Source organism: Marinobacter sp. C1S70, assembly GCF_000475355.1.
Lineage (GTDB): Bacteria > Pseudomonadota > Gammaproteobacteria > Pseudomonadales > Oleiphilaceae > Marinobacter > Marinobacter nauticus.
In genome coordinates this window covers 91,708-104,345 of sequence record NZ_AXBW01000073.1, presented here as the reverse complement: position 1 = coordinate 104,345, position 12,638 = coordinate 91,708, and the positions used below count along the sequence as shown (strand labels likewise).

At 54.2% G+C, this 12,638-nt stretch carries 14 protein-coding genes; 3 read left to right on the top strand and 11 right to left on the bottom strand.

Annotation, left to right across the window (positions count from 1 at the left end; genetic code table 11):
- Positions 1-8: 8 nt before the first annotated feature.
- From rhuM to Q669_RS19430, 10 genes are all read right to left on the bottom strand, one after another.
- On the bottom strand, positions 9-1,016 hold the full coding sequence (gene rhuM, locus Q669_RS15910) for a virulence protein RhuM/Fic/DOC family protein (RefSeq protein ID WP_022993044.1): 1,008 nt from the start codon (positions 1,014-1,016) through the stop codon (positions 9-11).
- A gap of 47 nt (positions 1,017-1,063) precedes the next feature.
- A complete protein-coding gene (locus Q669_RS19945) occupies positions 1,064-1,612 on the bottom strand; it encodes a DUF4268 domain-containing protein (RefSeq protein ID WP_022993043.1) in 549 nt (182 codons plus the stop codon).
- Complete coding sequence (locus Q669_RS19940) at positions 1,563-2,252, bottom strand: hypothetical protein (RefSeq protein WP_022993042.1); 690 nt, start codon at positions 2,250-2,252, stop codon at positions 1,563-1,565. Before Q669_RS19940 ends, Q669_RS19945 begins: the two co-directional genes overlap by 50 nt.
- Positions 2,245-3,663 carry a restriction endonuclease subunit S gene (locus Q669_RS15900; RefSeq protein ID WP_022993041.1) on the bottom strand — a complete coding sequence of 473 codons (1,419 nt, stop codon included), beginning with the start codon at positions 3,661-3,663 and terminating at the stop codon, positions 2,245-2,247. The genes Q669_RS19940 and Q669_RS15900 overlap by 8 nt, the downstream gene beginning before the upstream one ends.
- The gene (locus tag Q669_RS15895; protein WP_022993040.1) at positions 3,653-5,365 is read right to left on the bottom strand and encodes a type I restriction-modification system subunit M; all 1,713 of its coding nucleotides are present in this window, start codon (positions 5,363-5,365) and stop codon (positions 3,653-3,655) included. The genes Q669_RS15900 and Q669_RS15895 overlap by 11 nt, the downstream gene beginning before the upstream one ends.
- A 186-nt stretch (positions 5,366-5,551) precedes the next feature.
- Entirely contained in the window at positions 5,552-5,893 is a 342-nt protein-coding gene (locus Q669_RS15890) for a hypothetical protein (RefSeq protein ID WP_011786791.1), read from the bottom strand.
- A gap of 252 nt (positions 5,894-6,145) precedes the next feature.
- Positions 6,146-7,210 (bottom strand): hypothetical protein, encoded by a 1,065-nt coding sequence (locus Q669_RS19135; protein ID WP_022993039.1) that lies wholly within the window; start codon positions 7,208-7,210, stop codon positions 6,146-6,148.
- Positions 7,211-7,529: 319 nt separating this feature from the next.
- The gene (locus Q669_RS15880) at positions 7,530-8,591 is read right to left on the bottom strand and encodes a tyrosine-type recombinase/integrase (RefSeq protein ID WP_011786789.1); all 1,062 of its coding nucleotides are present in this window, start codon (positions 8,589-8,591) and stop codon (positions 7,530-7,532) included.
- A 348-nt stretch (positions 8,592-8,939) separates the two neighbouring features.
- The gene (locus tag Q669_RS15875) at positions 8,940-9,206 is read right to left on the bottom strand and encodes a type II toxin-antitoxin system RelE family toxin (protein ID WP_011786788.1); all 267 of its coding nucleotides are present in this window, start codon (positions 9,204-9,206) and stop codon (positions 8,940-8,942) included.
- Positions 9,151-9,441 (bottom strand): type II toxin-antitoxin system Phd/YefM family antitoxin, encoded by a 291-nt coding sequence (locus tag Q669_RS19430; protein WP_011786787.1) that lies wholly within the window; start codon positions 9,439-9,441, stop codon positions 9,151-9,153. Before Q669_RS19430 ends, Q669_RS15875 begins: the two co-directional genes overlap by 56 nt.
- Before the next feature lie 250 nt (positions 9,442-9,691).
- Between Q669_RS19430 and Q669_RS15870 the strand changes: the two genes are divergently transcribed.
- The 3 genes from Q669_RS15870 (at position 9,692) to Q669_RS15860 (ending at position 11,329) form a co-directional block, all read left to right on the top strand.
- Entirely contained in the window at positions 9,692-10,093 is a 402-nt protein-coding gene (locus tag Q669_RS15870) for a hypothetical protein (protein ID WP_022993038.1), read from the top strand.
- Between the two features lie 187 nt (positions 10,094-10,280).
- Positions 10,281-10,622, top strand: coding sequence for a hypothetical protein (locus tag Q669_RS15865; protein WP_022993037.1), 342 nt, complete (start codon positions 10,281-10,283; stop codon positions 10,620-10,622).
- A 32-nt stretch (positions 10,623-10,654) separates the two neighbouring features.
- Positions 10,655-11,329, top strand: a complete 675-nt coding sequence (locus tag Q669_RS15860) for an SOS response-associated peptidase (RefSeq protein WP_011786784.1) — start codon at positions 10,655-10,657, stop codon at positions 11,327-11,329.
- Between the two features lie 448 nt (positions 11,330-11,777).
- Here the strand turns inward: Q669_RS15860 and Q669_RS15855 are convergent, their stop codons facing one another.
- Positions 11,778-12,632, bottom strand: coding sequence for an ImmA/IrrE family metallo-endopeptidase (locus tag Q669_RS15855; RefSeq protein ID WP_022993036.1), 855 nt, complete (start codon positions 12,630-12,632; stop codon positions 11,778-11,780).
- Between the last annotated feature and the right edge of the window lie 6 nt (positions 12,633-12,638).

The window sequence follows — 12,638 nt, the reverse complement described above, 5'->3', positions numbered from 1 at the left end:
AACAATCCTTATTCCCCAATGGGCTCCTTCAGCAGCAGGAAATGCTCAATCAGCCGGATCATCAGGGTTTTCTGATCCGGCAGGCTTTCCGCCACCAGCAGGGCCAAGGCCACCAGGGTGTTGTCATTAATCAGTTGTTCTACCGGCCGCGCCAGCAAAGCGGCGTTGCGGCGCAGGTACCACAAAAACAGAAACGAGCCACAGCGCTTGTTGCCATCGGCCAGCGGGTGGTTCTTGATCACGAAGTAGAGCAGGTGAGCGGCACGGGTAGCCACGTTCGGATAAAAGAGTTCATCCCCAAAGCCCTGCTCGATAGTGGCCAACGCAGAAGCCAGGCCGTTACCCCGTAACTGGCCGAACAGCTCGGTGGCCTCGCCCTTGGCCATGAGCGTTTGCTTGAGTTCTCCAATGGCTTTCAGTGCCTCGTCCAGCTCCAGCGGCTGCATATCCGGCTGCTTGATGCCCACCTCGGCCAGCTGTTGCTCGTCGTAGCCTTGCAGCAGGCTCCAGGAGCGGGCGTAGTCGCTGATTACCCGGGCAACGGCTTCGCCTTCATTGGATACCAGGCCTTGATTGGTGAGTGTGCGGCTCAGCAGATCAACGGCCTGTTCAAACTCGATGCCGCGCTCGGCCAAGCGGCGCTGGTTGAGGGTGTAGCCCTCAACGAGGTGGTCTTTGAGAACCTGGGTGGCCCATTTACGAAATTGCACGCCACGCTGGGATTTCACCCGGTAGCCAACAGAGATGATCATGTCCAGATTGTAGTGATCAATTTCCCGCTGAACCTGACGCTTGCCCTCCTGGCGAACTATCCGGAATTTCCGGATAGTTGGTTCTTTCTCTAGTTCCCCCTCCTGGAACACATTGCCCACGTGCTCGTTGACGGTGCGCACGTCTTTGCCAAACAGCTCCGCCATCTGGACTTGGCTGAGCCAGACGGTTTCCTGCTCCAGTGCCACTTCCAGCTGCGCCTGGCCGTCGGTTGAAGTGAAGATTCGTACCTGTTGTTCAGTCATGACAGTTCCTTGTCGTTGTTTGCAAACCGGTCAGTATAGCCAACAGCTTATGCATCGTGCCCTGCGCCTGGCTCTTTACTGAAGTTTGTGGTTCTGAGCTCCTGCCGAACTTTGTCCAGCGGCCCGCTCAGCGCTTTTTCCAGCCGGGTCATGTGCTCCACCAACCATTCGATCATCTCGGGCCAGTTGGCCTTGTTGTAGCCATCGACAGGCTTTTCATACTGGATACGGCACGCAATCTTGTCTGGTAGGGGCAGCCATACCAGTTCGTTACCAAAAGCAGTTTCAATCTGGGATTTCATGGTCTGCAGTCGGTCAAATACAAAGCGGTTCGCCTCGGCACGGCTGCTTTGCATACTTAATCCAACACGCACTTCATTTTTGTCAAAGATTAACTGGTAACCCATGCCACTGATCCCGGAGCCAGCATTTAACCAGTGATCTTTGGCTGGACTGATGTTGTTAAACAGCGAGCAGTTACTACGGCCAAAGGCCTCCAGGGTTTGTTCCCAGAAAGACAGACGCAGCGTATGCCGGCTCTTTTGTTCATTGCTGGCGCTCTTTTCCTCGGCCTCCTTGGCCATCATGCCAATCATAAAGTCCGAGGCTTCCGGGGGGGGGGATGATCTGCTCCACGTTCAGGAACAGCTCTGCACCGGCCTGGTAGGGCGTCACCTTGAAGCACTGGCAGTTGACGCCGAATTGGCTCAGCCAGAGCACGGTGTTGGTGACTTCCTTGCGGTAGTGGGCGGCCACCAGAATCAGGCGCTGGCTTTTCAGGGTATTGAGCTGCACGGATTGCAGGTCGTCGGCCTGCAGGAATTCCAGTAACACGCTCTCTGCATCGGCTGGGGTGCTGCCTTCGTTCTGGGCCTTCTGGTTCAGGTAGCGCTGGAAGATCTCCACCACCTGCTGCTTCTTCAGGTTGGCGCAGTAGCTGGCGTACTTGAGTGCCTGCCACACCACATCCCGGCCGCTGTCGTCGAGCTTGTTTTCGATGACGACCAGGTTGCCGTCCTTGTCGATGGCCAGCAGATCCAGCCGCTCGCGGGTGTCGTCGAAACCATCGAACTCCTTTTGGATGATCAGCAGTTCCTCACCATCTTCTTGGGCCAGGGCTTGCGGGTAGTTCTCCAGCCATTCTTGCAGGTGCTTGCGCTCGGTAAAGCCGAGGTCGCTGAAGCGTTTTACTTCCAGTGGGTTGATGCGGTTGGCGGTTGGGTCGATCTTAAACATGGGCTGGCTCCTCCAGTTCCGCTAGTTGATCCTCTATGTTGGATACTGAGAGTTCACCGGAGAGCAGTTTGGGAAGTAGAGTATCTCGTAATGATTCAAGCGACTCCGATTCCCGGGTTTGCGAGGTGGCGAGCACATAAAATGGCTTTACGCGCTCAGAAAAGTATTTCATCAGACCAATAGGTGGGATAACGGAGCCGAACTGCATGATTGCCTTCTTGTCACCACGGGGCATTTTGGCGCCCTTTGACGTGAGCATCATGTACTCAAAAAAATCGTCTTGATATAGAAGATTAAAGAGGTACTCGTTCGTGCCTTTGTGTCTGCAGGTGAATCCGAGGACATCTGGTGATCGGCCACCACTCTTATTGGCAAGCCAAATTTTTTTGAAATAGGGCCTGATGTTTGAGATTAGTATCTCTCCCGATTCAAAGCTCGGAACCGAGGCTGAGGAAGGCAATGATGAAGCTGTGCAAACTCCCTTCCTGTTTTCGAGCATGTTTTCTGTTGAGATGTATGTTTCCAGTGACAACTCATCTTTTGAAATGCGGTTGCTACTGAAGTCTGCAAGGTCACTGAGTGTGCCATAAATCCACCCCTCCGGAATCTCTCCCAACTCACTATCCTGCATAGCCGACGGAAACAGCTCGGCGGTGGCGCGGAGTTCGGCGTATTGCTCGGGCTGTTCGGCCTGGAGCGTGGTTAGCTCCGCTTCGCCTTTGCCGGAAATGGCCTGCATGGCGGCGAGCAGGGCGTCTTCCTCGCTGCCGCCCGCTTCCAGTGCGGCGATCTTGGCTTTGACCGGCTCGAAATCGACAAACCAGCTTTTGAAGATGGCCTGGGCCATCTGTTCCAGGGTTTGGTTGATGCGGGAGTTTAGAATTTCTTTTTCATCAATTGCTGTTGCCGATGCGACAATTTGTCGTTGTTCGGGCCAAGGTGGTAAGTGTATCTCAAGATTTTGAAGACGTTTTGTATCGAGCTTTCCGGCTCCAATACCTGTATGTTCTACCATTTCAAGCAATCGTTGCTCATTAGCTTTGAGCCAATAATACACATACATTTCATCGGTTACTTCGCGGGCAATAAGCTCAGGCTTGACTCTGATAGCCTTTACGTCTTGATTGAAAGCAACGTCTCGCTCCGCAATGCCGACAGGAATCCTGTTATGAAGAGTGCTCCCTCGTACAAGCAAAAGAATTGAGCCCTCAAGTGCAAGTCGGGAGCCGGCATCCAAGCCTTTTTTCGTAATTTTCAGGTCGGAATGGGAATAACGAGAACCGCCCATCGAGGAGGCGCTAATCCACGGTATATCATCGCCCCAGTATTCTGGATTTTTCTTTGAAGGGGTCCCACCAGAGAGCCAGTCAGTGAGGTCGCCCAGTCGATAAGAGGCCATCTTAGAACTCATACCCCAGCCCCCCAAGATTCCGCTTGATCTCAGCCTCCAGCCGATCACTCTCAGCAAACTGCTCCCGCAACTGCCCAGTCAACCGCGCCATCTTCTCGGCAAAGGGCTCGCCATCGTCTTCCTGCTCCTGAGCCCCCACATAGCGCCCCGGCGTCAGCACAAAGTCATGCTTCTTGATCTCATCCAGGCTGGCGGATTTGCAGAAACCGGCGACATCCTCGTAGCCTTCCCCACGCTGCCAGGCATGGAAGGTGTCGGCGATCTTGGCGACGTCGTCGTTGGTGAAGTCCCGCAGCACACGATCCCGCATAAAGCCCAGGTTGCGGGCGTCGATGAACAGGAACTCTTCCCGGCGGTCTCGCTTCTTCTCGTTGCGTACCATGCCGTTGGCTTTGTCTTTGGTCAGGAACCAGATACAGGCCGGGATCTGGGTGTTGGTAAACAGCTGGCCGGGCAGGGCGACCATGCATTCCACCAGGTCTTCCTCCACCAGGCGCTTGCGGATTTCGCCTTCGTTGTTGGTGTTGGAACTCATGGAGCCGTTGGCCAGCAGCAGGGCCATGCTGCCGGTGGGTGCCAGGTGGTGGAGCATGTGCTGCATCCAGCCGAAGTTGGCGTTGCCTTTGGGTGGGGTGCCGTACTTCCAGCGCACGTCGTCGGCCAGGGATTCGCTCCACCAGTCCTTGATGTTGAACGGTGGGTTGGCCATCACGAAGTCGGCGCGCAGGTCCGGGTGCTGGTCGTCCAGGAAGGTGTCGGCGTTCTTCTTGCCGAAGTTGAAGTCGATGCCCCGGATGGCCATGTTCATGGCGGCCAGGCGCCAGGTGGTGGGGTTGGATTCCTGGCCGTACACGGAGATGTGCTTCTTCTGCTCGCCAGCGTCGTAGTGCTGTTCGCTGGCGTGTTCTTCGATGAACTTGTCGCTGGAGACAAAGAAGCCGCCGGAGCCCATGGCCGGGTCGTATACGCGGCCGGAGTAGGGCTGCAGCATTTCGACAATCAGGGTGACGATGCTCTTGGGGGTGTAATACTGGCCGCCCTGCTTACCTTCGGCAAGGGCGAACTGGCCCAGGAAGTATTCGTACACATGGCCGAGAATGTCTTTGCTGTGCAGGCTCAGCTTCTCGCCCTCGAATACCGGCCGGGTGAAGGAGGTGTCGGAGAAGGTGTTGATCAGGCCCAGCAGCTTGTCGTTGTCCAACTGGTACTGGCTGATGCGGTTGAGGATGCCCTTGAGCTTGGCGTTACTTTTCTCGATTTCTTCCAGGGCGTTGTCGATCAGCCAGGACACGGAGCGCAGCTTCACATCGTTACCGGCATCGTCCTGCCAGAGCACAGTGCCCACGGGCAGCACGGCTTTCTCTTTCAGGGTGCTCCAGCGAGCGGGCTTGGGTACCCAGAACACGTTGGCTTCGCGGTAGTAATCCAGTATTTCCAGTTCTTCCAGCAGGGCTTGCTGGTAGTCCTCGTGGCCGTCGTAGTCTTCCGGCGGCAGGTAGTAGATGTCGTCGTTCTGATCCTTGAACCGTTCCAGCAATTCTTCCTGACGCTCCTCGAAGGCATCGGAGACGTACTTCAGGAAGATCAGGCCCAGTACCACATGCTTGTAGTTGGCGGCATCCAGGTTGGCGCGGAGCTTGTCGGCGGCTTTCCAGAGTTTGTCGTCCAGGGCTTTGAGGAATTGCTGTTCCGTGTTGTTCATTGCTCGGTTGTTCCCTATGAGAAGTTACTGCTATCTCTCTGATAAAGCGTAAAGGCACGGAGCGACAGGCTGTGTCGTTTCGTGCCTTTGGTTGTTCCGGGGAGTGACGGGCAATACCGGGGTGTATTGCTTGCTAACCACTCGATATAGGGTTTGTTTTACGTGAGTTGGTGGGGTTAGGCAAGGTTAAGGGGTATACATCTGGCGGAAGTACGCCAGCAGGTGAGCCCGGCTGATTACCCCTTCGGCTATGTCTTGCATATCGTCCGAGTCCAGCAGGGCTCGCAGGATTGCGGGGCTGGCCTGTAGTTGCTCGGCCATTTTCAGCAAAATGGCGTGAGGGTTCTGGTTTTTCTTTTCTGCCGGGGCTGCGGATTTGCGAAGCTCGGAAACGATCTCTGGCTTATGTTCGGCAATCCAGCGTTCGAGGGCGGGGGTGATGGCTTCTCCTGGCCAGACTGCGATTCGATCACCGGGCAGGCTCTCCGCTTGAAGGCCATGCTCGTGCAGATAGGCAAGGGCGCTCATCAGAACACTCTCCGTTCGTCGGCAGACCGGTTGGAGTTCTGGCTTTCACTTAAAGAAACTGACTGATCTGAAGTCGTAGAAGTCGTAAAGTCGTGCTGATCTCCGGATCCATGCACGATTTCAAGACATTGACGACTTTGTTCTAAAGACTTTCTCTGACCGATACGCCATTTGACCGTTGAACCGATCTTGCCAAGGCACCGGCATTCAATACCTAGCTGGCGGAGTGCAGGCGCAGCCCGCCGCATGGCATCACCAAGCCCCTTCGGCGAACCCTCCGCCAGTTGCTATCACGCACAGCGCATCCTGAATCGGTGCAGGCAGGTGACTGACGTTCTCAATGCTGATCACGTGGTTGGTTCCGCCGGTCACATAAAGGTCTTCGGCAGATTTCGGGACTGCCCGCAGGTCGGCGGCGTTTGGGTCAATCAGCCGGCGGAGCGCGGTCTGGGTGGTAGACTTCGCACAGCCTTGTTCGCCAAACATTTCCAGGATTGGAAAGGGGGTGTCTGTCCGCAGGCATTCTACTAGCCAGGCAATCACCAGGATCCGCTGATCCGGCACGATGTTGGCAATGCTCCACAGCAGGTCAATGTTGCCGCCGGGTATTGGTCGCGGAAGCGCCTGTGCACTCTCGGAGCGTGAAAACATCACCGGAGCGCTATAGATTGCCCATTTTCCGGGCATCAGGCAGATAGCATCATTCCTGCCGGGCTCAGCAAGGTCGATCCAGTGCCAGCCCTCAATGCTGGCGACTCGAATATAAACCGGGCGGCAATCCTGCATCGCTATACCCTCCAGCGTCATCCTTGCTTCACGCAGGGACTGATCCCGGACTGCCTTTTTCGTTTGCCCATAGAAAGCTGCGGTCAGCCAGTGACGAAAGGCTTTTCCCGCCAGCGGCCACACTTCACCAGAATCCATGTTCTGCGCATAGGCTACATCGTTTTCATCGTGGAATAGATCATTGGAGGCCAGGACGAATTCAACAATCAGATCGGACTGAGCCTTGCGTTCATCGTCGGCTTCTTCTCGGGTCTCCAGTTCGGGTTTTACCGGCACGGTCATGCCTTCCTGATATTCCGCCAGCACGGCCTCGCGTCCTGATTGCTGGTATACATCACTCCAGTCTTTCGCAGACTTCGGGCAGGTCCAGGTGCAGCCGGATTTTTCGCCATCCAACTTTCCCGCTTTGTCGTTATCCACGGCTGCTATTGGCACCAATGCTGGATAGTGATTTTGCAGTAGCGCCACGTTGCCGGGGATGTTCGCTTCACCGACTCCGCAGATTACGGGCAGGCCGGTTGCCTCATTCAATCGGTATCCATCAGCCAGGCCAGCGCAAACGATCACCTCGCCTTTAAGCGAGGCCAGGTCGTGGGGCTGGTAGCTTATCGGTGTGGCGGCTCCGGCTGTTGTTGAGCCTTTGGTGACGTATTTGTCGTTGGGCTTGTCGTCGGGGCTCCGCTGTACTTTCTCATCTAGGATGCGCTCGTACCCGGCGTGTGTGCCGTCTGTGAGTGAAAACAGCGTGCGGAATATCGCGTTACCTCGCCATGGTTCTGAGTGATTACCGTCTGAGTCGAAGCGGGGAAATTCGATCTGCTTTACTTCACACTTCAGATTCGGCAGTTCCTCATGCTCTGAAGCCCAGACGTTCGGTAAGAACGGTTCGGGCCATGGCCCTGAATCCGTGGGCAGACATGATGCCGTGCAGCTCCAGCCGGGTCAGGGCCGTTCTGATCGCGTTGTTGCTCATGGGCTTGGTCTTGCTATGACCGCCAGGAAACACCCACTCCCACTTGCCATTAACTTCCTGGATCTGACTCAGCAGCTCGATGGACTGGCGTGCGAGAGGCACTACCAATGGCTCTCCGTTTTTGGTGCGCTCGGTTGTCCAGGTGGCATCATCCCAATCGATTTGCTCCCACTTCATGGTGCGAAGCTCGCCGGGCCTAAGGAACAGTAGGGGCGATAGCTCCAGCGCCATGCAAACGGTTGGTGTTCCCCAGTAGGTATCGATTCGCTTGAGAAGGTCGGCTATTTCGTCTGGCTTCACTACAGCGGCGTGGTGTTTTGTTTCTGAAGCGGGGAGGATGCCGCGTATGTCTGCGGTCATATCTCGCTGCGCGCGGCCGGTGCTGACTGTGTAGCGGAATACTTGGCCAATCAGGGTTTTTACCCGTTTTGCTGTTTCTCTCCGGCCCGTTTTTGCAATATCACGCAATGGCTCCAGGATGTCAGAGGGCTCTATCTCACTGATGGGGCGACGGCCCAGCTTGGGGAAGGCGTGTTGCTCCAGGCGGCGAACGTTCCGGTTGTAGTGTTCCTCTACCACGGCTTTCTGGTGTACTTCCTTCAGCCATTCGGTTGCCACGGCCTTGAAGGTGTTGGCGGTGGCTTCTACCCGCTTGGTTTTGTGGGTAGCCCTGTGGGTAACGGGGTCGATCCCTTCAGCCAGCAGTTGCTTTGCTTCGTCGCGCTTGGCCCTGGCTTCCTTGAGTGAGGTTTGTGGGTATGCCCCGAGGGTGAGGGTTCTCTCCTTTCCGTCGTAACGATACCGGAGCCACCACACTTTCGATTCTGGCTTCACCACCAGGGTCAGCCCTCCACCGTCTGCAAGCTTGCGCTGTGCCTTGCCCTCCGTCGTGGCGTTCTTGATTGCGGTGTTGGTTAGCTTGTTGGCCGCTCTGCTCATAGCTGCCTGCTTTCATTGTGGGTATGGAAGTGGGCCAGTGTGGGTAGGCCCGATCTTTACCCACAAATTTACCCACAACGATATGCGGATTCCAGTGGAACTCGTTGGAATAATTTGGACGGCTAAAACGAGAAAAGCCCCGACTGGCGGGGCTTTTGAGGAGGTTTTGGGTTCTGGGGTATTCCGGAGAAACCTAAATTTGGTGGAGACGGCGGGAATTGAACCCGATGCCGCACCTGTTTTTACGCCCACAGAAAACCACAATAGCCCATAAAACAGTCACTTACAAAAATGGCGTTCCACACATAACCACTCAAAACCGCAGTTACGTTGACACTTTGTGGACACCTAGAAGGACTTGTAAACGGTATCTCTACGGCCAACTGTGATCACAGTGACAACCACTTTCCCATCGTCTACGTGGTAGACCAGGCGAAAGCCCTGGGATCTCAGTTTGATTTTGTAGAAATCCGAAGATCCCTTAAGTTGATGCTTCGGAATCCTCGGATTCTCCAGGCGGCGTTCCAGAATGTTCAGAAACTCTGCCTGGACAGTAGGGTTAAGCTTGTTCCACTCCTTGAGCGCTTTTTTCTTGAATTCCAGCTCGTAGCTCATTGATGCTCACCGGTATTGATTCGTCATCCATACGCTTGCGAGCCTCCTGGAGTAACCGGTAATCCTCAAGCTGCTCTTGCATCTGTTCGAATGTCTCGACAGGCACCATATAGGCTCTTGGCTTGTTGTGACTCAGGATCACAATCGGTTCGCCATTAGCCTGGTTGAGCACCTCATTTGGATTAGCCTTCAGCTCCGAAATGGTGGCCGCAAGCCTTGCAAATAGGCTTCTCATTAAACATTCCCCTGTGCCGTTATCCCTAGGTTTGGGTTTTGGCCGCTTTGTATTTCATAGTGATTTTGCGGCTTCTTGGTTGGTCGTGCTGCTCGAAGTTTTGTAGGCACAAAAAAAGTATACCAAAAAATAGACCTAAAAAAAGGGCCAAAAAAAGATCCCTGTTTTTAGCGAACGAAAGTCGAAGCTCAGTTGCTAGCTAACGATAGCTTTGGGTAGTCTTTCCAGTACCGATTCAAAGGAGTGAAAAATGTCCTGGTTTAAAATGTTCTCTGCGGTTCTGGTTGCCAATATTGTCTCCTGGGTCATCGTGACCATCATCGGGTGGCTCGTCTTCTTCGTCTTTATGGACGCCCTTGGTGATGAGTTTGAGCGCAGAATGTCCAGCGGCCCTAAAATCGAGTTTCCTCAGATAACAACGCCACCGCCACCTACGCCCCAGGAGATCCAGGCGCGTAAAGAAAGGGAGCGTCAACTGGCTGCAGACCGGAAGTGGAGAGAGCAGCAGGCACAGCAAAAACAGGCCGCTATTGCCGGAGCCCGTGAAAACTGCAATTTTTGGAGAACGCAGTATCAAAAAGACAACGACCCCAAAAGCCGAGCCTATCGGGATATGGCCTGTACGAGGCTGCAGAGCTATTTGAGGCAATGAGGGAAGGACGTAAAGCCTTAATAATCAGTTGGTTATTGAAATCTAAGGCTGTTAAAGCCCATACGCAACCTTTGGCGGTTCGACACCTTGTTGACACTTCTGTTTCATTCCTTCACAAAAGCGCGGTTGACCCAATTCCTAGATATAAAGTACTAATTAGCTACACATCTAATTACAGGATTGAGTGATGGAAAGGGTTAGCTTTGATGATTCTATGGTCGCGGCCACAAACGAACTGATCAAGAAAAAGGAGAGTTTTGAGGTCACTGGTTGCGGTGGTCGGCTGACAGAAGCTGCTACGAAAGTCGAGCAATTGATTGAATCCCAGGGACTGCGTTGTCGAATCTACACATATGGCCGGGTAGCTGCAGCTGGCGCTAGCTTTTTTGGAGGCATTACCGGCGTGCTTGGTGTTGCCTCTGCGGTTGGCATGGCTGCTCATAATGTAGCTACCTTCAACCCAGATTATGAGATCGCCAAGCATCCTATCGATAATAAGCTGACTGTAAAATACAAAAAGAAAAAGTAGTTCAGTGGGTTTCGTACACACTTGGGAGGGGTATGTGCGGCCGATTCAACGTATCCGACGACCCCATAGTCCAAGGCCTCCTGGACGAACTCGGCATACCGCTCCGGATAGAGCCCCGCGTTAACATCGCCCCCGGAGCCAAAGCCCAAATCGTCTACGAAACCCTCCAGGGCCGCATCCTGCAGGACGCCATCTGGTCACTGCTCATAGAGCGCAAACCAGACGGCACCGGTTACCGCCCCTCGCCAAAGTACAGCACCTTCAACGCCCGATCGGGCAGCCTGGGCACCAGCCCACTCTGGAAGAAGCGGTTTCACAGTCAGCGCGCCATCATACCGGCCAGCGGCTTCCATGAATGGACAGGCGAGAAAGGCCACAAACAGGGCTACAACATCCACCCGGCCGACAGCGCCATAGCCTTTGCCGGCCTGTATGAACTGTGGGACTTCCAGGAAGAAGTGGTACCGTCGTTCACTATCATCACCCTGCCACCACACCCCAGGTTCAGTCATATCCACTCGAAAAGCATACCGCTCATGCTCAATCGGGAAGACTTCGACATGTGGCTGGACCCAAACCTGACCAACACAGACCCATTCCAGGACTTACTCAAAACCCGAATCCGGCAACCACTTCTGGTAGAACCCATAAGATCACCTGCGGCCCTGGAGCAAACCGGCCAGGCAGAACGAATTGAAACGGATTAATCACCCGCATATAAAGGGCCGACCGGGATAGTTATTGCTGAGATAGACTCTGGCTAGCAGTTTGAATCCCACAGCTTTCGAAGCACACTTTTTCTTTTGGTGGACATCCCTTTTCTTTTTAGTGGGAGAGAAACGAAAAAAGCCCCTGAAATCAGGGGCTTTTCTCTTGCAAGGTGGTGGAGGGAACGACGACCTACCGCAAAACAGCCTCAAAGCCCGCGTTCCTCGTAACTCCTTGATAATAAACGACGAAGTCATCTTGCACAACAACTTCCCAACAACCCGACCAAAGAAACGATTTTCTCCCCCGATTTCCCAGCACCGGACGAGGGTGACGGGTTTGCAGTAAAACCGGATACCTGGCGTCGAGCCGCAACAACTTCGAATCCGGTTTTCGGACGCCGGTTCGGTTCCCAAAACGGGAATCGAACTGAGGTGCCAGCCAACATCAGACAACAACCTCTTTGCGCAGCGAAAGGCCTCTCAAGGTCATGGCCTCTATCATTCCGGCAGCCTTCAGAACATTTTCCAGACTAACTTGGGGGATCTGAGCGTTTTCGTTCATGTATCCGCTGAGGTATTCTGCCGACGGATTTTTTATCCCAGCCCGCTCACACACAAGCCAGGCAACGCTTTCGGCCTCGAACTCTCGAATGTTGATGTGTTCCTTACGGCGATCTGGCCACCAGTTTTCATTTGGCGTTCCGAGGTGGCCGCAATAGAGATGGCCTAGTTCGTGGGCAATCGTTGCGAATTTTTCTTCTTTCGAGTGGTTTTGGTTTACCACCAGGTGGTACAGCACCTTACCCTTTTTCTTTCCCGCATCTTGGGTCCCATGCCCTTTCGCTACCTCGATAAAGCCAGCGCTTCCCGTGCCGTGGTCCGCTTCATGGTACGAAACGCCATCACGAGGGAGATTTCTAATCAGGCGATCCAAGGCAGGCTTTGCAAGGGTTCCATTAGTTTGGAATGGCTTGAGTAACGCCTCTGGAAACGGATCTTTGCCGTCGGTATCTTCCAGCTCGAAAACGAAGCGCACGGGCGCAAACGGCCACAAGATTACGAGTGGGCGAGCACCGGGCTTGATGGTACGGTTGAATTGCTCCCTCCATTCTGAGGCAGAAGCCACATACTGACTGCCTGGCTTCTGGATATGGAGGAGGAAAGCATTAAATGGCGCTATCTTCGGAAATTTCTTAATGAAGTCGAATAGCTCCTTCAAATCCTTACTGTGCCGATATACGCCAACTTCGTGGAATAGTTCGTCGAGTGCCTTAACCTCTTTGTCGGTGAATAAGCTCATGAACAA